Genomic DNA, 21,828 nt, shown 5'->3' on the forward strand with positions numbered 1-21,828 from the left:
TACGAAATGGCGAATTGCGGAAAAGACATATTATTGCCTCGTGAAGGAACCGAACAACAACTTCGGTTTAATGAAGCGCTCAACCCGGCCTGGGTAAAACTCAACGATTTTGGCCTGGAAGAGTGGATGAAATTTGCCTGGGACTTTGCGGCTCACGTCAACTATTTCAATGTGAATAACGACAAGGTTCCGTCGGGTAACTGGCAGGATTTCTTCGTTTCGAAAGATGAACTGAGCAGCTTTTTGCAGGACCTTGAAAAAGGATCGGAAATAACACCTCACCTGGCTTTATTCATAAGTTTCATAAAACTGCTGGAAACCACGCAAAACCATTTTAACCGGCTCACCAAACGACACCTCGATTTTTACTACTCAACTATACTTCGGCTCGAAAAGCAGCCGGCAACACCTGATACCGTTCATGTACTTTTCGAACTGGCAAAAAATGCAGTTGCGGAAATAGTAAGTAAATCAACTGCGCTGGATGCCGGAAAAGATCCCGGTGGGAAAAAGCTGATCTACAAAACAAAAGATGAACTGGTAGCCAATCAGGCCAAAGTTGCTGCTTTGAAAAGCGTTTACAACGATCATGAATTTCAGAAAATAAAAGCGGCCGACGTAGCTAATTCTTACGATGGATTAGGTGCCGATTTTCCGGATAAAACTGTAAAATGGTGGCCGTTTGGTTATTATGACGTTCCGCCGGAAGGAGATGAACCCGATTTGCGGGAATATCCCGAACTGGCAGATGCTAAACTTGGATTTGCTGTTTCCGGGGAAATACTTGAGTTGCAGGAAGGCGAACGGTATGTCCAGCTCAGCCTTCAGTTTGATAGTGAGCTTTCAAAGGCATGGTCGCATGAAGAGTTAAGCGCAAACCTGAAAATACTTTGTACCGGAGAAAAAGGCTGGATTGAGGATTTGCAGATCATTGCTGCCTATTCGAACGAGAACAATGATTTCAGTTTTATCACAGGTTCCGATTCGAGTGACTTAAGCAAACTGAACATTCTTTTTCTGATTCCGAAAGATGAGAAAGCAGTGGTTGCTTACAATCAAAAAGTTCATGCTGAAAATTTTTCCACAACATTCCCTGTGTGCAGGATTCTGTTCAGAACTGAGAATGAAAGTGCGCATGAATTGTATCGCGATCTGGTTGGCCGGAAACTCAAAGAGCTGAACATTGACGTGGCCGTAAGCCGCATTGAAAACCTGAACCTTTATAATGATATTGGTGGCATTAAAGCCACAAAACCTTTCTATCCATTCGGAACACAGCCGGTAAAAAAATCGAAGTTTTATGTGGATTATGCCGAGCTTTTTAAGAAAAAGTGGAATAAGCTCAACATCAATATTGAATGGAAAAATACACCAGGCAATTTTGTTGATTGGTATTATGCTTACCGTACCAATGAAAACGCAAGATTCTCGGGTATCAATTACCTGAAAGGTATTTATGATATCTCGGAGGCAGTTTCGTCAGATTCCGGGGGGGATACTTCTACACCCAAAGTAGCGGCCAGTAAAAAAGGCAGGTTTACCGACTTTCTCACGCAATCGGCATTATCAGAGTTAGGCGATATTTCGCAATTTCCGTTCCTGACGAATACACTTATCGTTAAAAGTAATTCGCATTTCACGGCAGCGGTTGAACTCAACGAACACGAAGAATGGGTGACACAGAGCAGCCTCAATAACAAGTCGCTGTTTGAAGGTCCCGAAAACGACATTTTCACACTTTCGCTTGATGTTGCTAATCCTGATGATAAAAAGGAAAATATTGGACCCGTGCGTTTATCGCTGAATAAGCCTTTTCTGCATGATTTATATCCACGGTTGTATGCCCTGGCCATGGGCAGTGAGGACAAAAGTGTGTTGGTGCCCAACGAACCGTACACGCCTTTTATCGAAAAAATTACGCTTGATTATTATGCTTCGGCTCAGCTTAAACCATCAGAAAGTGATGATGCTGTAAAAGATTTCGATTTGTATCACGAGCATCCGTTTGGGCAGGCTTTGGAAGATACTGAGCAAAAGATTTCCAACAATATTTTACCAGCAGATGAAGCAAAAGTACTGAATGCAGTACCGACTTATTGCAACGGTGGAGAATTGTACATCGGGCTGGAAAATGCTTTGCCACAACAAAATGTGTCGCTGTTGATTCAGGTTCTCGAAGGAAGTGAAAATCCGGAAGTGGAATCGTTTGTCGGCAAACAAAAGGTGGAGTGGTGGATGCTGTGTAACAACGACTGGAAACGGCTGGAACGGTCCTCCATTATTTCCAACCAAACGGATAACCTGTTAAAATCCGGCATTTTCAAATTTAAAATACCAAAAGAAGCAAGCAGTACTAATACACTGCTTCCTGCCGGAATGATGTGGTTAAAAGCCCGCATTCATAAAAAATACAACGCCGTGTCGAAAGCAATCGGCATACATGCGCAGGCAATTGAGGCCATATTTGAAAACAATAACAACAAGCTGGATCATCTGAACGAAGGTTTGACTTCAAATACCATTAAAAAGATGATTGTGAGGCCGCCTAGAATTAAGTCGCTTTCGCAACCTTACAACTCATTCGGAGGCCAGCCAACGGAAAGTGATTCAGCTTTTTACCGACGTGTAAGCGAACGTCTTCGACATAAAAACCGGGCCATAACACTTTGGGATTACGAGCATTTGGTGCTGCAGGAGTTTCCTGAGATTCACAAAGTAAAGTGCCTGAATCACACCGCAACCAAGGTGGTAAACAACAAACGAAAAACCAGCTACCTGGCACCGGGAAATGTGGTGCTGGTGGTAATTCCCGACATAGTAAACAGAAACGTATTTGATATTTATAAGCCCAGGGTAAGTAAGGCAACACTAAATCGTATAGCCAATTACCTCCGGAAACTTAACTCTCCTTTGGTCAACATTCAAGTTATTAATCCGGAGTACGAGGAAGTGAGGGTCGATCTGAAGGTGCAATTTAATGAGGGATTTGACGAGGTTTTTTACAAAACAGTGCTTAAAGAGGACCTCACGCGTTTGCTTTCTCCCTGGGCTTTTGATACGAAGGCCGTCATCAGTTTTGGGCTTTCGCTGCACAAAAGCATCATCATCGATTATGTTGAAAAATTGAAGTATGTGGATTTTGTAAGCGATGTTAAGCTGTTTCAAACCAATGCTGCAACCGGAGCAGAAACAGAGGTGAAAATCGCTGTCCCGAACAGTCCTGAGGCCATTTTAGTATCCTCGAAAATTCACGTGGTAGGCGATGCCGAGAATAATTGTTCAAACACCATAACCGAACCTGCAGAATCATGTCAGAGTTAAACGAACATATTACCATACCCAAAAATGTGGCTTCGGGCGACGACCTCGATTATGCATTCCTGCGCCAAAAAGGGCAGGAGTACATCGAAAAACTGTCCGGGAATATTTGGACGGATTATAACGAGCACGATCCCGGAATAACGGTACTCGAAATGCTGAGCTATGCGATTACCGATCTGGGTGCGCGCATTTCAATGCCGATCGAGAACATACTCACTCCTTCGGGAAATACACCCATCAAAGATCAGTTTTTCGCGGCAACTCAAATTCTTCCATCAAAACCGGTGACTGAAGCCGATTACCGAAAGTTGTTTATCGACATTGAAGGGGTAAAAAACTGCTGGCTTAAAAAATATGAAAAAACAGTTCATGTAGATTGTAAAAACGACCTGCTGAGCTATGATCCTGCCGATTTTGAAGGTCTTGAAGAACAGGAGAAAAAGCAGTTCATCATTAACGGGCTTTACAAAATTGTAGTGGATTACGACGAACGAGTGCTCGAAAAAGCCAATGATAAGGATGAAAAGATTGAGGCAATTAACCAACAAATCATAAGCACTTACCACGATAACCGCAATCTTTGCGAAGATCTGGTTGAGGTTGAAGAGGTGAAAACGCATTCCATCCAGGTGTGTGCCAGCATTGAACTCGATCCCGAAGTCGACGAAGAAAAAGTTCATGCCCGGGTGTTGCGCGCCATCGATACTTATTTTTCTCCCAAACTCTGGTTTTATACGTTACAACAACAATTTGAAAAAGGGTATTCAACCGACCAGATCTTTGAAGGACCGTTGTTGGAACATGGTTTCATTGATCCGAATGAACTTGAAAATGCCCGTTTGAGGACTGAGATTCGCTTGTCGGATATTGTTCAGCTCATCATGAAAATTGAAGGTGTAAAACTCATCAAAGATATTTCGATTAGCGATTGTAAAAATCCCGGAGAAGATAAAGATGTTTGGCTGGTTTGCGTGGATGAGGGCAAAAAGCCGGTTCGCTGCGATTTGAGTGCATTTAGTTACTACAAAGGAGTACTTCCGGTAAACGTAAACAGTAAAAAGGTTAAGGAATACATTGCCGAACTGGAAGCCGAAGAAGAGGCAAAACAGGCGCTTGCCGGCCTCGATAATGAAATTCCGGTTCCCGCTGGTGAATACCTCGAAACCGGTGAAACAACAACAATCCAGAACGATTTTCCCGAAACCTACGGAATCGGGCAGGTGGGCTTGAATTCGCGGGCTTCGGTTGCGCGAAAAGCTCAGGCCAAACAACTAAAAGCCTACCTCTTGTTTTTCGACCAGATTTTTGCTTCCTACTTCGCGCATCTGGAAAAAGTTAAAGAGTTGCTTTCGGTTGACAATAATGCGGAGACCACGTATTTTACGCAGCTTGTAAACGATATTAAAGGTTTCAACGACCTGGTGGAAGATTATCCTGAAAACGATAAACTGCTGACCAAAAAATTGCTGTCGAAACTCGATGATAGTGTTACCCGAAAGAATCAGTTGCTCGATCATTTGCTGGCGCGCTTTGCCGAAAAATTCAGCCAGTATTCATTTTTAATGAAGGAATTGTATGGTAATTATGCCGATCAGACGGTTGTAGCTGCCAAACAGACTTTTCTTTCGGAATATGGCGAGAAATCAGAAATAGTTGACGGGAAGAAAAAAATTACCAACAAAGGAATAAGCAACTGGCGGGGTAGTGCCTTTAATTATTTTAATCAGGAGCCTGAAAATCTGTGGGATACGGATAACGTAGCCGGTGCACAGAAACGCATTGCGCGCCTGTGTGGAGTAAGGGATTTTACCCGGCGAAATCTTTCCACTTCGAATGTTGAAATATACAATCTTGAAGACATCGACGGTAAAACGGTTTACCGCTGGAGGATCAGGAATAATGAAGGAGAAGCTGTGCTTTCGGCAACCGTAAATTACAAGGCACCACGATTTGCACGCGAAGAGATGTATCAGTCGATCGTTAAGGTAGTAGAGACCGATCCCGAGATCATTGAGGAAGCATTTCTGAATCGTATTAACGATGAGGCTGAAGTTGGAAATTTTGAAATTCAGAAAGCAGAAAGCGGAAAATATTCCTTCGATGTAATCAACCTGAACGCTGATCCTGACAGCACCGACCGAATAATCGCTCGACAGTTTTTGTACCACGATACACAGGACGAACTGAAACAGGCTATTCTGGATTTAATCCATTTCCTGCGCAAAGAGTTTGGCGAAGAGGGAATGTATATGGTAGAGCACATCCTGTTGCGCCCCGATGTAACAGGCGACGCGGGTTTAAAAGATCAGTTTATGTCGGTTTGTACCGATAACTGCGAAAGCTGCGAACCGATCGATCCTTATTCCTATCGCGTAACTGTGGTTTTACCCGGATGGACCTACCGTTTCGGAAACATGGATTTCAGAAATTTCATGGAAGACCTGATCCGTCGTGAATTGCCGGCCCATGTTCTGGCGCGCGTTTGCTGGATTGGCGAACCAAAAGGTTGGGTGGATGATGATAAGAACGATATGGTTCAGTTTGAAGAAGCATACAAGGATTTTCTGCTTTCAAAAACAAAATCAGGACAGAAACAAGATGAGACTAAGCTTAATAAGCTGATTAAATCGCTCGAACAGCTGAATTCGATTTACCCTGCAGGCCGGTTGATCGATTGCGATGATGAGGAAGATTCATTGGAAGGCCGGATAATACTGGGCCGCACAAATATTGGAAACCTTTAATTACAGAAGTGATGGATTGGAAATTAACGGAAATCACAACAAAGTACCATACTTTCGTCGATAACCAGGTATTGACAGAAGGCCAGTTAAATGAGTTTATAACTTACTTCGACGACCAGGACCGGCTCTCCCGCGTTTTTCTAAACGGTGTAGGCATTGTTTGCGGATTTAAAGTCAGCAAAAGCGGTGCAACGATCACCATTTCGCAGGGTGTTGGAGTCACCACCGATGGCGACCTGATTCAGCTGAAGAAGGATAGCGACAGTTCGCCTCTGAAGAAACTGATAAGCGGTTCACTGAGCTACTCCTGGTATAAAAAGTTCAAGGACGATGCAGCTGGTTATACGCGTTTCCGTAAACTCACGGGAGGCGATGAACTGTCGTCTGAAGTGCTCGATTTATATGAACTCCATCCCCCGGGAGTTGAAAATTCAAAACCGCTTTCTGAGTTAGCTGATCTGAACAACATGGTGGTTTTGCTTTACCTGGAATCATTCGCCGATACCGGCGATCTTTGTACCGCTATCGACTGCGACAATCAGGGAGTAGCACAGATCAACCGTTTGCGGGTACTTCTGGTTTCGAAAGCCGATGCCGAATTTATCGCTTCCAACGATGTAGTTTACACCAACCACGACCGTTTTGAACAATATTTTAATTTACCGGAACTGGCAGTAAAACGTGTAGTCCTGAACCAGATCAATACTTCGAAATACGAAGAATTGAAACGTGCTTATTACGATGCTATAAAAGGAAGCGCGCTATTAACCAAAAACAATATTGTTTCTCAGCTCGGTTTGGGAATCAGTTTAATTGTAAAGAATTTTGGAAGCCTGTTGCAGGTTAAAATCTCTCCGGCAGCTTTGAATACCGAACTTTCGAAACTGAATGCGCATTATTCATTCAGCGCTTATAATGTTCCTTTCGATATTCAGTACCGTTACGATCTTTTAAAAGACCTGGTAGATACATACAACGAATTAAAAGATTTGTTGCTCGATCTCAAACAACTGTGTTTGCCCGATATTACCGCTTTTCCAAAACACCTGATGCTGGGTTTGCTGTCGGAATTAAACAGCGAACCCAAAGATCTGCGACACGATTTCTATCCTTCGCCCGCTACCGGTAGCGAGAATGGGAAAATCGAAAGAGCAAAAAGCCTGTTGCTGAAAATATTTGATCTGATCGACAATTACCTGGTAAAACCGGGAGAGATCAGGATCACACCATCCAATAAATTGCCTGAACTGAGCAAACGAAGCATTCCTTTTTATTACAAGCCCGGAACCAATTTTTTAAAGTCGTGGGATTTTACAAAAACAAAATTATTCCGGCACAATTACAACCTGAGTTACCATACCGAACAGCTGGCCTCTGCACCACAAATTCAGGAACCCTTAAGTTACAACACCGATACTTTCGATTTTTATAGAATTGAAGGCCACCAGGGAAAAGATTACCGCGATGTGTTGGAAGAACTCGACGACCAGAAAAAGCAATACGGACTTTCTTTCGATGTAAAAGCATTGTCGGTAAATATCAAGTCGGATGATCTGGACATTGACGATTACGAATGCGAATTCGAGGACTTGAAAGTGATGCTGAAAGCCTGGACAAAGGAACAGGATTGCGTGCTAGCTGAGGTCTCAAGTTTCTTTTCAAGCTTTAGTACGAAAATTCCCGGCGCCAATGTTAAAGAGGTTGAGCTCGACTTGAAAAGGCCTATGGCCCTAAATACCAATCTTGATGTAAATTATACGGCCAGGTTGTACCAGCCGGTTTATTACAAAACTACGCTTGGAACGGCTACCAAAACCTTATACGATGAGGTGGAGAAGGGAAAGGTGGTTGAGGAGAGTATGAGCAAAGTGCAGGATACCATTGGTGTTGAAATGATTAAGGCCATTGAAGAAACCAAAGGTGGATCGGTAAACGATATCATTGCAAATGCTTCACAAAAACTAAATAGAATAGTAGATACCGAAGAGTGGAATGCCGAACCTGATTTAAAAGAATTTGTGGTTGATAAATCGGTAGAATTAATGGCGCATACGTACATGCTGACACAACGAATGCCGCTGGCTGTTAACCTGGTTAATCTTTCGCGTGTCAACGATTATAAATTGTCGCTGACGCAATTGTGCAGCCTGGTTAAAAAGTTGAAGGCGAGGTACCAGTCCACCAAATTATCGGTGGGTTTGCAGGCTTTCACAGGTTTGCTGATCAACCAACTGTCGAATGTTTGCTGTTCGGGTAAAAAACTCGAAGTGCTGCTCGATGAAATAAATGCGCGAAAAGAACAAATCCTGCTGCGTTTGCAACTTTCAAAATTTATTGAACAACATCCCGGTCTGGAACACAAAGCCGGAGTTGTGCCCGGTGGAACTTTTGTACTGGTGTATAAAAACAGCGAGTCAACTACAACTGACGAAACTTCAACAAACAAATTTGTTGCAGCTGAGTCCTTAGCGGCTTCCAAAATGCTTATCACCGATAAGATCATGAACCTGGAGAAATTGTCGACAGCAGAAAGAACCACGGTATTAAAGAGTGCCACTGAACTGATTAAATACGAGGATTATTCAACACGCCTCAAGGAAATAAGTGCATTGGAACGGGTAATTCCGGCAACACAAATTGCTGATAATACTGTAGTAGCCGACTTTGCGCTGCCTTACATGTGTTGTTCCGATTGTGCCCCGATTAATTACATCATTTCAAAACCGCCGGCAACGTTGAGGTTGTCGCGCGACAGGTACTGCCTGTTAACCGATACCGAACCGATTTTGTATGAAGTAACGCCGGCTGACGGAACCATCGGAATGAATCCGGAAGTGGCAGGAGTGAGCATCGAGAATGGAAAAATTACGATTGCAGCAGATAATTTCCCGCAAGATATGTTGGGACAGGTCATTCATTTTACGGTGAATAACCAGGTCACGGATGCAGTGTTGACGGTTTACCAGGGAATTCAGGCCGATTTTAAAGTGCCTGAAGAACCGACCGACCTGGCTACCCATCGTTTTGTACCGACCGGAGATTTGGAAGGAGCAAGCTTCTTCTGGGATTTTGGGGATGGAGCAACTTCAAGCGAACAAAATCCATCGCATACCTACAAATTACCGGTAAACGATGAGAACAAAGTTACGGTTTTGTTGACTGTTACGGCGGCCAACAAAATTTGTAAAACCACTGTTGAACACGATATTATTTTTGCAGAAATTCAACCTGAGATCAGTTTAAAAACTGACACCTTCTGCGCTAACGATAAAACCGAATATCCGTTCACGGTTGTTCCCGAAAATGCTAAAGTTGAGATAACGGCTGATTCAGGAGTCGCTAAAAACGCGACAGGCCAGTTTGTCTTTATTCCGGCCGCTGCCAAACCGGGCCCGACAAGCATTTTATTGAACGGTGAAGACTCCGGTTTGACGGTCAACGTACTCGAACCACCGCTTGCTTCCTGCTCGCCAAAACAGGTAGAGAACCAGTTGATCATTACCAATACTTCGAAAAATGCATCAAGCTTCGAATGGATGATCAACGATACTACGCTTACGGGCAGCAACCTCGATCCGATCGTGATAAATCTGAAACCCGACAGCCCGACAAGTTGGAAAATAGTACTTGTAGCCATCGGGGCCGATGTTTGTCCGACAAGCCGGACGAGCACTTCCATTACCACACGCTTTATTGAGGAAACGCCGGTTAATACCTGCGTTGAAGAGACTAAGGTGGCAATCCTGACTGATGCCAAAATCCTTGCCGGCATTCAACCTGGAACATCAGAAGTACTCAGTAGTATACTGCAACAGACCAGAACTATTTATGGCGGTACCAGCGATTTCAGCAAAGGAGTTCTCGATCGTATCGACGAATTTTTGAACGGGAGTGCCAATGCCGAACTGGAAGTAATGTTCCCGAAACTATTAAATGAAACAGCTAAAACTGTGGTCGGGCTGGTTAATTCACCCGAATTGCAGAAACAGGCACTGACCTTACTTGAATTGCAGTTGCGACTTTTCTACAACATTCTGGGCTGTCAGGATAACGAAGTGATCAAGAAATTTGGAGACCTGATCGATTCCATTCTGAACCAGATTATCGGACTGTTGAAAATGTTCATGGAAAGAAAGATCATCTTCAGTGATACCATGAAAAAATTTGTTGACATGTACGCTAAAAAAGTGGCCGAACTGATTTTACTGGCCGACCATATGAAACTGATCATTGAAAGCAAACTGATATAAATTGAACAGCACACAGCAACATATTATCGACAAAGTATATCTCGAAATTGACCTGAAAGACGAGAAAAAGGCGTATTGGATCAAGGACAACATCAGTACGTTTTTGAATACCGATGTCTTTCCAGGGTTCGAAAAGCTGTTTAGCAAATGGAGCGATGCCGAAAGTATTTCGCGTTTTGAGCGAATCGATTTGGAAATTGAGGTTGATAATATGGATCAGCTTGCCGATTTGCGTTTTGAGCTGGAAAAACAGCTGCAGCAAAAACTCGCTTTTTCAGCCCTTGAAAAGCGTTATCCGGTAAATGGCGAGCAAAGTTTTAAAGATAGAAGCTTAAATTCCGCTGTTGCAAAAGGACTTTCGCCTGCTCAAAATACTCAGGCCATTTTCATGTTCTTTTTGCAACATGGTTATTTGCCCTGGTACGGTAAAAAATCCAACATCGACACGATAATTTCAGAAGAAGAGTGGACGAAACGGCTTCAGCAAGCTGATTTTATTGCGGAACTGAAACAACTGTTAATAGGCGATAGAAGCGCCTTAAAAAGGTTTGTTCTTCAAATGCCGTTAACAAACGTGCTTCAATTTATTGCTGCCGAAAAAATGACAGAAAATCAGCAGTTTACTTCTTTGAAGGAATATCTGTTGAACCTGGACTTAAACAACAGGAATCAATTTTTATCAGTGCTGGTTCAGATTTTTGTTGGCTATAAAAAGTCGGATTGGAAAGCTGAATTGCTCGATTTTATGGCGAATGCTATTCTGGAAAATCAGGATTCGGATAAGTCGTATACTGATCGCATTATTGAATTGGCAAAGCAACTACAAAATATTTCTCAACACACAACATTTGAGTTTACTCAAAATGACAGCGATACGATTCTGGCGATGCTGGAAAAGCAAAGCCGGAAGAATGTCGCGGAAAAGGGGGTAACACAAAAAAGGGGTAAAATTGAAAATGATCCTTCCATTATTTCGCATGGACTTAGTTTTACGAATGAAAAAGAACCGCTGTTTTTTGAAAAAGACGCCGGCGAAATCGCCGTTCAAAATGCAGGACAGGTTCTTTTTCACCCCTTTTTGAAAACTTTTTTACAGCAATTTCAGTGGCTTGATGATGCTGGACAGATCAGAGAAAAAGAGCGAATTAAAGCTGTTCAGGCGCTGCATTATTGTGCTACGGGCAGCGATCAGTTTTTTGAGGGAGATCTGGTACTGGAGAAATTTCTTTGTGGAGTGCCACTGAAAACGACGCTTCCTGCGACAAGCCTTCTGGACGAAATCGTAAGAACGGAAGCGGACAATATGCTCCGCGAATTGATAAAAAACTGGCCGGCGCTTAAAAATACCTCGCCTGATGGATTGAGGGAAATGTTTGTCAGCCGCAACGGAAAATTGATTCAAAAAGACCGGAATTTCAAGCTAATCATAGAACGGAAAACACAGGACATCCTACTGGAGAAATTGCAATGGAACATTTCCATTATTAAGCTGCCATGGCTCAACAATTTAATCTTTGTAGAATGGTAAAGTTATGAGGACAGGATTCATGAGAAGAAGTTACACTAAAAGTGGCCGCAGTTCCAACAGAGAAGGATCAGGCGAATCGCCATTTTTTGCTGTTCAACCAAAACTAAAAGTTGGCCGTTCCGGCGACAAATATGAACGCGAAGCTGATCAGATGGCCGATACTGTTGTAAATCAGGAAAATTCGAGTGTTGGTAACCAAATGATTTCCGGGAACAGTTTGTCTTCTTCCATTTCACCTTTGGTTCAACACGATCTGGAAGAAACCGGAGTGGCTCAGAACACGGCAAAGGAAGAGGAGGAGCCTATACAGGCGCAGCCAGAAGAGGAAGAAGAAGCTCTCCAGATGCAAGCAGAAGAGGAAGAAGAAGCCCTTCAGATACAGGCAGAGGAGGAAGAGGAAATCCTTCAGACGCAAATGGCAGAGGAGGAAGAAGAACCTGTACAGGCTCAGTCTGAAGAGGAGGAAGAAGAAGCCATGCCGAAAATGGAAGGAAATGCAAAGGCTCCTGATTCAGCAAATGTTGAAACAAGTTTAAACGCCCGGAAAAATTCAGGGCAGCCAATGGATAAAAATGTTCGGGCAGAAATGGAGCGTGGTTTTGGTGCCGATTTTAGCCAGGTTCGAATTCATACCGATGGAGAAGCCGAAAAAATGAATCGGCAAATGGGAGCCAAAGCTTTTACCAACGGAAAAGATATTTATTTCAATGAAGGAAATTACGATCCGCAATCAAAAGAAGGAAAACACCTGCTGGCTCACGAGCTGACGCATACTATTCAGCAAACCGGTTTTGCGGTGCCTGAGGTTCAAATGACCATGGATGATAACCGCGACCTGGTAGCCGACCGCTTTAGCGGAAACCGTACGCTGGAAGCCTGTTTGGATGGCGAAAGGACATTGCGTTACGGCTCTAACGGCCGACCGGTTTCTCTTATCCAACGGGCATTGGTTGATGCCGGTTTTCCGCTGCCAATTTATGGTGTTGACGGAATTTTTCAGGCTGAAACACAGGCAACAATTCAGAGTTTTCAGCGGTCGTCAACTTTACCTGTTACAGGCGTGATCGATGCACGTACCATGTCAGCACTCGATGGGCTGTTTTCGTGGGGAAGTCCGTCGTTGCCAACCGGTACTCCCGGCAAAGTCGCACCTTCGATAACTTCGGAGACAATAAACTTAGCACCGGATGGAACTGCAGATAATCGCACAGTTGTTGGAGTTGGTGAGTTTGTGCGTTTTACCGGAAATACCGAAGGAACCTGGTCGGCAACCAGCGGACGCATCATAGGATTGAATTCGGGTCAAAACATGGTTTGGGAAGCCCCTGCAGTACCTTCTGTAAGTGTCATTAGTTTGACCAACCAGGCGGGCACTGCCAATATTGTGTTTTCTACTATTCCTCCGCAGGCAATTGCTTTACGACGCTCTGCTATCTTGCCCATTCCAACGGGAACTCTGGGTGCAGCAATGGAAGCAGATATCACAGTGCTTCCATTGAACGTCAACCTCGGGCGTACACAGTGGCTGGAACAACCGGGGCCTGCGACAAATGTTACCGGGTATTTTACCCAGTATTCGGCGGCACAGCTATATCACAAACCCAACAAAAACTATTTGCCTTTCGATGACATGAATACAGGTTTGGTTGATGAGGCTGCCTGGCGTGGCGGAAATCCTCCGTTCGCAAATGGTTATCATGAGTGGGTAATTCCGAATAAATATAAAATTGATGGAGAATCGGATGCGCAGGGAAGAGTGTTTACGAATGTAACGCAATCGTTTTTTGTAACGGCTTCAGGCAATACAATGGTGCTAAAAGCAGGTGCCTTTATTTATCGAACGCTGAACAACTTTACTTTTTAAAACAAAATATGTAATCAGTATTTATTAGCAGTTTAAGCGAATGTCAGGAAACAGATCAGCAAAAGAATTTAAGCCTTCTGCAACAACCGGAAATCGCGCTCAGCCTTTTATTCAACCCAGTTTAAAGGTAGGGCAGCCCGGGGATAGGTACGAAAAGGAGGCTGATCAAATGGCTGATCAGATTATGATGAAAGGCAAGGCTCAGCAAGATACTGAGTCATCTTTTTTTTCACCTGTAAGCTCCGTTCAGTTAAAAACACATACTGCTTCAAACGATATATTTGATGCTACCAATCCTTCCGTTCAGGAAAAATCGGAGGATGAAGAAACAGCCTTCCAAAACAAACCGGAAGCCGATCTTCAAAACGATTCGGGACAAGCGACCGAAATTACCGCTAAGAATGTAAGTCCTGATATTCAGAATAAGACGGAACCTGAAGACTTATTGCAGAAAGAAGAGGAAGAGGAAGCCGTTCAGCCTAAGGAAATGCTGCAAAAAAGTGCCGATCTTCCTGATGAGTTGAATGAAGATGTGTTACAAACCAAATCGGATCAGCCTGGTGATGCCTCCAACATTGAATCGAAACTTAACTCAACTTCCGGAGGTGGAAGTTCGCTTGATACTACAACAAAATCGGATATGGAAGCCGGTTTTGGTGCCGACTTCAGCGGGGTAAATGTGCATACCGGCAGTGATGCTGTTCAGATGAGCGAGAACCTGAATGCACAGGCCTTTACCCATGGCAATGATATTTATTTTAACGAAGGGAAATACAATCCTGGGAGTCCATCGGGGAAGCATCTGCTGGCACACGAATTAACGCATACTTTGCAGCAGGGTGCTTCTATTCAGACTAAAATGATTCAGAAGGAGGAAGGTGAAGAAGATGCCGTTGAACCTGAAATGCAACTAACAACAGGTGTAGCCGACGATACTGCTCAAACCATCACTTTTGATAAAATTGGCATTCCGGGATTTAAATTACTTGATCACCGTGGTGTTTTATACAGCAGTAAGGCGCCGCTTAAGCGAAAAAGAAATTACGTTCGTGGAAATACCAATCAGCGCGAAGGCGTTTGGAAACAGGAGGTTAGCACTGAAACGATTTCAACCCGTTTAAATACCCTTTACGAAGAACATCATCATGCTCCGCCCGACAGCAGCACTGTTCATGTCTTTCAGGCCAATATTACAGGACGAAGCGTAAAGCCCTTGTTTATCGGAAGCATGGAAACCATCCTTCCGGCATTAACTGCACCAACTTGGGGGAAAGATAAGGAGTTTCGGAGTTTTGATGTGGATCACATAGTAGAATTGCAACTGGCAAACTGGTCGGAAGCCCAGTGGCCAAATACCATGGAAAACATGGAGTTGCTTGATTCGTCAAAAAACCGATCTAGCGGTTCATCGATAAAACAAAGCATCGATCAGAAACTGGAAGGTTTTAGAGAACTGCATGGTGATCAGGTTACGGGATCGGCCGAGCAAATAAAAAATACGTACACGCTGGTTTTCAATTCTGCCGAATCATCTGGTAGGGACGAGGCGATTACCGAGAACGAGTTCTGGACGCGCCGACAAATTGAAACAGGTGAACATCTGGATGCGATTGAAGCCGGAAACCTTGCAGATATCGGGCAGGAAGGCGAAGTTCGGATCTTTCCAAATGAATCGGGAGGTTTAGGAAAGACTTTTCGCTGGACAGGTGCCGATGACAGGGTGAGAAACACCGAAGCAACCTGGTTGGGGAATCCGTTTCGAATTGTGGGTAAACAGTTTAATACCCAGGGTGAAGGAGTGGAGAATACACCAAATTTAGGAACTGTTTCAGTAAATATTCCTGAGAACGACGATACCTGGCAACCCTGGCCCGAAGACAAGATTTTTAATGTTATCCGATTTCCCGGATCGAAATATGCCGGCTACCTGACCAAACAATCCATAACCTCAGGCTTGTACGGACTACGGATCAAAAAAGCAAGTCCGGTTGAAATTCTTGAACTGGAGCTGCGTCCCAATGGACTTCATGTCTATGGAATAATTAATCCTTCCATCCCTGTTTTTGAAGGTAATCCGATCGAATTCCGACTCGATGGTGGTGTTCTTGAGGTTTCGAAAACTTTCCCTCTGGACCAGATCAATGTACCTCCGCCATTTCAAATATCCGACTCGTCGCTAACGATTTTTGCCAATACCGAAACTGGTCTGGGCTTGCGTGGTTCAACTGATTTTGGTATCAACCATGTCGGTGAGGGACATATTGAAGCTACAGCTTCTACTTCAGGTGGCCTGGAACTGGAAGGCTCATTTAATTTCGATACGCAGCTTTTTGATCCCGCTGAAATCAATGTAGAATACCGCGAAAATACCTGGACAATCGGTGGTACAATTGGTATTCCACATGGAAAGGTTCGCGGAATTAAAAGTGCTACTATTACGGCAACTTACAGCGAAAATAATTTTTCGGCCTCGGGAGATGTGGAACTCGATATTCCCGGGATTGAGCAAGGTACCATGGTAGTTGAATACGGCGAGGAAGGTTTTTCAATTTCGGGTGAGTTCAACCTGAATTCGGATATTCCGGGTATTCAAAGCGGAACGGTTTCGGCTCGGGTAGCAAAAGAAGACGGTGCCGAAAACTACGATGTAATGGTAAGCGGAACTGCCCAGCCCGATATTCCCGGTATTGACTCTTCGCTTTCGGTGACTTACGAAAACGGTGCCATTACCATTGAAGGCAGCGCGGCTTACGAACGTGGTATGCTGAGTGGAAATGTGCGTGTAGGAGCTACCAACCGAGCAATTGGCGAGGATGGTCAGCCAACAGGTGAGCCCGACGACACCATGCGCGTGTATGGCGGCGGCGATCTTACGCTTCAACTTACTCCATGGCTTGAAGCCACTGCCGGAGTGGAATTTCTTCCTAATGGCGAAATGGAAGTTTCAGGAAGAATTGCCTTGCCAAGTACGGTTGAAGTTTTCGACCGCAGGGAATTCCGAAGAAACCTGTTTACGGTTCCAACTGTCGAGATTCCGATTTTTGCCATTCCGCTGGGGCCACGAAGCATTGGTTTGGTAGCGCAAATCAGCGGGGGATTGGATTTCTCTGCCGGGTTTGGCCCGGGGCAGTTGCGTGAGGTATACGCCGAAGTCACCTACAATCCTGATCATGAAGATGAAACCGAAATTCACGGTCATGGTGAATTTGCCATTCCTGCCGATGCCGGTCTTACGCTCCGTGGCGATCTTGGACTTGGAGTGAGCGTTGCCATTGCCAGCTTGTCAGGAGGAATTGAACTGGCCGGTACCCTGGGATTGGAAGGTGAAGCTTCTGCTGCGGTTGATCTTTCATGGAGTCCGCAAACCGGTGTTATTCTCGATGCCGAAGGACGCATCATGGTTAATCCGAAGTTTACGTTCGATGTAAATGCATTTGCACGTGCAAGTCTGGGAATTGGCTGGTTCTCGATTTCGGAAACCTGGAGGCATAATCTGGTTTCGTTTAGTTGGGGGCCTGATATTCAGTTTGGTGTGGTATTCCCGGTGCATTACCAGGAAGATCAGCCGTTCGACATATCATTCGAAGATATTGAAGTTATTTACCCCGATCTGGATGTTGTGAACATGGCTAAAGGTCTGGCACGCGATATAAAAAACGATATTTTTGACTAAATTAAGGTGAATGGAAAAAGTAATAGAGATCAATAACAAAGGAGTTGGGCATTTCCTGAATCAGGAGTTTGACCTGGCTGAAAAACGGTATATGCAGGCTTTGGAAATTGATAGTGCGAATGCAACAACCTTAAATAACCTGGGGCTGCTTTATCACCAGAAGAAAGAGTATAAGGTAGCGGAAGAATATTTTATGAAAGCCTTAAAAGTAAAGGAGAAGGCGACTTATTATCTTAATCTGGCCAATGCGCAGGTTTTTCTTCGAAAATTGAAAGATGCAGAGAAGAACTACAAAAAGGCACTTCAACTTGATCCGCAAAATGAGAATGCAAATATTAGTCTTGCTAAATTTTATGAAAGCCTGAAGTTGTATTCTGACGCCTGTCAGATTTGGGAAAAGCTGGTGCAGCAATCAGGCAATATCAATTATCAGGTTGAATGGGCAAAAAATTTAATGGCTCTTGGCCGCTTTGAGGCTGCACTTTCGATAATTGCCAGGCATGAGTGGCTGGAAAAAAGCGCAGTTCTTCAATTGTATGCCGGTATTTGTGAGTTTAACCTGAAAAATTACGGTTTGGCAGAAGAGGCTTTTAGAAGAAGTTTGGCAATTGAACCCGACAGCTTTCAAACCAGACACTACCTCGCAGTAAATTACCTGTCGAAGGGTGATTCTAAATCTGCATTAAAAGAATTTACTTTCCTAATGCGTCTGCATCCTGAAAATGAAAAGGTAAAGTTGGACGCCGTTTCTGTTTTACTTTCCTTACAGCAATGGAATGAAGCACGAAAACTGATTGAAGCGGTTTTGGAGCATAATCCAGCAAATGAAAAAGCAACAGGATACCTGGAGTTTCTTAATAAACAGGATTCAAAATAAAACAAAGTTTTATGGTTTCAAGTACTCACGTTTCTGAAGGTGTTTTAAATGTGGTTCAGCATTTTCTTGAATCGGCTATCAGGGCGCGTTTAAACCTTGATTTCGGCAAAGAGCAGACCCGGCCTTTGCAGGTACCCGATTTTTCCAAATTCTCGTCGTATTTGTCGGATTTTATTATTCAGAATAAACTCACCAAAGCCGAAATAGTTTGCTTAATTCTGGCGCTGGTGCCCTATATTTCTCCGGGTTTAATCTCAACTGTTGTTGGTGCTTATCTGCCCAACGGTGGCGAATTTCCTGACTTTGGTGGCGTAAAAGGAAAAAATCACCGGGGAATATTGCCGACAGGTGAAACTGTGCTGTATATTCTCGCCGGACGCGATCTGGATAAGCGGGTAAAACTTTCTGCCATGTTTGACGATGATCACCTTTTTGCCCGAAAGAATGTGATTTACATCGAACCGGTCCCGCCGGGAGAACCCAAAATGAGTGGCCGGCTCGTGCTCGATGACGAATATGTTGATTTGTTTCTCTCCGGAAAAATATCGCGGCCAAAACTCAGCAGCGATTTTCCGGCTCAGTTGATCACTACCGATCTGGAATGGAACGACCTGGTGCTCGACGATACTACTGTTGAAGAAATCAGGGAAATTGAGGTTTGGCTAAAACACAATACCCGCTTGCTTACCGACTGGAAATTAGCCGATAAAATCAAACCCGGTTACCGGGTGCTTTTTCACGGACCTCCGGGAACAGGAAAAACCATGACTGCCTGTTTGCTTGGGAAATATACCAAACGCGATGTGTTCCGAATCGACTTGTCGCTGGTGGTATCGAAATACATTGGCGAAACCGAAAAGAACCTCTCCAATCTTTTTGATAAAGCGGCTAATAAAGATTGGATCTTGTTTTTTGATGAGGCCGATTCGATTTTCGGGAAGCGTACCAATGTGCGCGATGCACACGACAAATATGCCAACCAGGAGGTTTCCTATCTTTTGCAACGCATTGAATCGCATGCCGGCCTGGTTATTCTGGCAACGAACATGAAAGCCAATATCGATCCGTCGTTTACCCGTCGTTTCAATTCATTTGTTGAATTCGATAATCCCGGAATTTCAGAACGCTTAAAATTGTGGGAGAATTATTTGCCCAAAAGTGTTAGCCTCGATAAACAGGTCAACTTAAAGGAAATTGCCCGGAATTATGAGCTTAGCGGCGCCAACATCGTTAATGTTATTCACTTTGCCGGTCTTCACACCCTGGAGCAAAACAAAACAGTTATTACCGCTGATATTCTTCAAAAAGGCATTGAAAAAGAATACCGTAAAGAAGGTAAAATGATCAGAAAGTCGTAAAGCGAAAAAGAAAATCATCAACCGTTTCAGATTGAAATATTGAATGGACCGATGACTAAATCAATCTACCTCAATCTGTATCAATCTGCTTTCAATCTATATTCAATCTTTTCCGGCATGTTTATTTATCAATTTTGGGAAATGCGATTAAAAGCTTAATTTCACAACACACGCAAAAGGGGAAGCGATGATACGTACTGTTTTTTTATTGCTGTTTGTTATTTCTTTCGGATTTGTGGCGGAAGCGCAGTGGAAGCCGAATTATGATGAAAGTAAAGTTCCTGAATTCAAATTGCCCGATCCTCTGAAAACCTTTTCAGGGAAGAAGGTACGTAGTGTAAAACAGTGGGAAAAAAAGCGCCGACCCGAAATCCTTGATTATTACCAGCAGAACATTTATGGCGAAGTGCCCGGAAAACTGGCAATAAGTTCGGTTGATGTTCTGGAGGAAAGTTCCAATGCTTATGGCGGCAAAGCCATCCGGAAACAGGTGGAATTATCATTCGAAAAAAATAAGCAATCGCTTCATTTTACTATTTTGATTTATTTGCCAAAAACCGATAAAAAAGTCCCTCTATTTTTGGGGTATAATTTTTACGGAAATCATACAGTTACCGATGATGTGAATGTGCTGATTTCTACGGCGTGGGTCGACAATAATCCCTCTTTTGGAATTGTAAATCACCAACTTACCGAGCAGTCGCGAGGCGTACGCACCAATCGTTGGGCCATTGAAAAGATGCTGGATGCAGGTTTTGGTTTTGCCACCATTTATTATGGCGAAGTAGATCCCGATACAAACGATTTGACGGATGGTGTACAACGGCTTTTTTATGTTGATGACCAGCAACAACCGGCCGACAACGAATGGGGATCGATTGCTGCCTGGGCATGGGGATTAAGCCGGGCTATGGATTATTTTGAGCAGGACGAGGATATTGATGCCTCGAAAGTGATTGTGTTTGGACATTCGCGACTCGGAAAAACATCGCTTTGGGCCGGGGCAAACGATCAGCGTTTTGCCGGAGTAATTGCCAATAATTCAGGATGTGGCGGAGCAGCTCTTTTTAAACGTCAGTTTGGTGAAACCATCTGGCGCATCAATAGAAGTTTCCCGCACTGGTTTTGCGATAATTTCAAAAACTTCAACAACGACGAAAAGAAATTGGTAGTTGATCAGCACGAACTGATTGCACTTGTTGCACCACGCCCGGTTTATGTGGCGAGTGCCGAGGAAGATCAGTGGGCCGATCCAAAAGGTGAGTTTCAGGGTGCTTATTATGCCGGTCCGGTTTATAAATTGTATGGAAAAAAAGGCATTCAGGATGACACTCAACCGCCCGTTAATAAGCCAATTATAAATACGGTGGCTTACCACATTCGCAGCGGTGTCCACGACGTCACTGATTTTGACTGGGAGCAATACATCAACTGGGCACAGAAATTTATTCAATAACCAACTAAAATTAACTAGTGTGAAAAAAACTATTTTGTTATTCGCCGTTGCAGGAATTATGGCCTGCACTAATGAAAAGGTGCCTGAAACAATTCATCTCTTCAATGGTACCGATTTAACAGGTTGGCATGCCGATGTTCCGGATGCCGATCAAAATCCCAATATAGAGAAGTCCTTTATTGTTAACGATTCCCTGCTTGTTAGTATGGGCGATCCGCGTGGCCATTTAATTACCGATTCGGTTTTTAGCAATTACCGCCTGGATGTGGAATATCGTTTTGCGGGCGATCCCGGAAACTGTGGCGTTTTGGTGCACGCTTCTACTCCACGGGCATTGTACGGCATGTTTCCAAAATCACTGGAGGTACAAATGCAAAGTGGCGATGCTGGCGACTTTTGGTGTATTGTTGAAGATATTAAGGTTCCAAATATGGTCGAACGGCGCGGACCGGAAGAAAGCTGGGGAATTACCGAAGGCAAAAACCGCCGCATTATTAACCTGACCGACGGTTCTGAACACCCGCTGGGAGAGTGGAATACAATGGTAATTGAATGTGTTGCCGATACGGTTAAAGTTTGGGTGAACAACGATTTGGTAAATTTTGGTTACGGTTGTACGGCTAACGAAGGTCAAATAGCTGTTCAGGCAGAAGGTGCAAAAGTTGAATTCAAAAAGATCGATTTAACTCCGATTACAAAAACAACTCCGATTAATTAATCTGTTCGAGAAATAACAATAAAAAAGGGAACCATAAGG

At 43.9% G+C, this 21,828-nt stretch carries 10 protein-coding genes; all 10 read left to right on the forward strand.

Annotation, left to right across the window (positions count from 1 at the left end; all coding sequences use genetic code 11):
• Positions 1-6 precede the first annotated feature (6 nt).
• A complete protein-coding gene (locus HFD85_RS16725; RefSeq protein WP_167612503.1) occupies positions 7-3,321 on the forward strand; it encodes a baseplate J/gp47 family protein in 3,315 nt (1,104 codons plus the stop codon).
• Complete coding sequence (locus HFD85_RS16730; RefSeq protein ID WP_167612505.1) at positions 3,309-6,065, forward strand: hypothetical protein; 2,757 nt, start codon at positions 3,309-3,311, stop codon at positions 6,063-6,065. The genes HFD85_RS16725 and HFD85_RS16730 overlap by 13 nt, the downstream gene beginning before the upstream one ends.
• Positions 6,066-6,076: 11 nt before the next feature.
• Complete coding sequence (locus HFD85_RS16735) at positions 6,077-10,315, forward strand: PKD domain-containing protein (protein WP_167612507.1); 4,239 nt, start codon at positions 6,077-6,079, stop codon at positions 10,313-10,315.
• A gap of 1 nt (position 10,316) precedes the next feature.
• Complete coding sequence (locus HFD85_RS16740) at positions 10,317-11,843, forward strand: contractile injection system tape measure protein (RefSeq protein WP_167612509.1); 1,527 nt, start codon at positions 10,317-10,319, stop codon at positions 11,841-11,843.
• A 4-nt stretch (positions 11,844-11,847) separates the two neighbouring features.
• Positions 11,848-13,707: an eCIS core domain-containing protein gene (locus tag HFD85_RS16745; protein ID WP_167612511.1), complete on the forward strand. Its 1,860-nt coding sequence runs from the start codon at positions 11,848-11,850 to the stop codon at positions 13,705-13,707.
• Between the two features lie 40 nt (positions 13,708-13,747).
• Complete coding sequence (locus HFD85_RS16750) at positions 13,748-17,380, forward strand: eCIS core domain-containing protein (RefSeq protein ID WP_167612513.1); 3,633 nt, start codon at positions 13,748-13,750, stop codon at positions 17,378-17,380.
• Between the two features lie 10 nt (positions 17,381-17,390).
• Positions 17,391-18,257, forward strand: coding sequence for a tetratricopeptide repeat protein (locus HFD85_RS16755; RefSeq protein ID WP_167612515.1), 867 nt, complete (start codon positions 17,391-17,393; stop codon positions 18,255-18,257).
• Between the two features lie 11 nt (positions 18,258-18,268).
• Positions 18,269-19,615 carry an ATP-binding protein gene (locus HFD85_RS16760; RefSeq protein WP_167612517.1) on the forward strand — a complete coding sequence of 449 codons (1,347 nt, stop codon included), beginning with the start codon at positions 18,269-18,271 and terminating at the stop codon, positions 19,613-19,615.
• Between the two features lie 187 nt (positions 19,616-19,802).
• Positions 19,803-21,071, forward strand: coding sequence for a glucuronyl esterase domain-containing protein (locus tag HFD85_RS16765; RefSeq protein ID WP_167612519.1), 1,269 nt, complete (start codon positions 19,803-19,805; stop codon positions 21,069-21,071).
• A gap of 19 nt (positions 21,072-21,090) precedes the next feature.
• Positions 21,091-21,789 (forward strand): 3-keto-disaccharide hydrolase, encoded by a 699-nt coding sequence (locus HFD85_RS16770; protein WP_206082004.1) that lies wholly within the window; start codon positions 21,091-21,093, stop codon positions 21,787-21,789.
• Positions 21,790-21,828 lie beyond the last annotated feature (39 nt).

Origin of the sequence: Maribellus sediminis (genome assembly GCF_011799805.1) — a bacterium.
GTDB classification, from domain to species: domain Bacteria; phylum Bacteroidota; class Bacteroidia; order Bacteroidales; family Prolixibacteraceae; genus Draconibacterium; species Draconibacterium sediminis_A.

Bases quoted from the DNA above. Each gene is read 5' to 3' on its own strand.
- HFD85_RS16755 (WP_167612515.1), top strand. From the start codon at position 17,391: ATGGAAAAAGTAATAGAGATCAATAACAAAGGAGTTGGGCATTTCCTG.
- HFD85_RS16745 (WP_167612511.1), top strand. From the start codon at position 11,848: ATGAGGACAGGATTCATGAGAAGAAGTTACACTAAAAGTGGCCGCAGT.
- HFD85_RS16730 (WP_167612505.1), top strand. From the start codon at position 3,309: ATGTCAGAGTTAAACGAACATATTACCATACCCAAAAATGTGGCTTCG.
- HFD85_RS16750 (WP_167612513.1), top strand. From the start codon at position 13,748: ATGTCAGGAAACAGATCAGCAAAAGAATTTAAGCCTTCTGCAACAACC.
- HFD85_RS16735 (WP_167612507.1), top strand. From the start codon at position 6,077: ATGGATTGGAAATTAACGGAAATCACAACAAAGTACCATACTTTCGTC.
- HFD85_RS16725 (WP_167612503.1), top strand. From the start codon at position 7: ATGGCGAATTGCGGAAAAGACATATTATTGCCTCGTGAAGGAACCGAA.
- HFD85_RS16760 (WP_167612517.1), top strand. From the start codon at position 18,269: ATGGTTTCAAGTACTCACGTTTCTGAAGGTGTTTTAAATGTGGTTCAG.
- HFD85_RS16765 (WP_167612519.1), top strand. From the start codon at position 19,803: ATGATACGTACTGTTTTTTTATTGCTGTTTGTTATTTCTTTCGGATTT.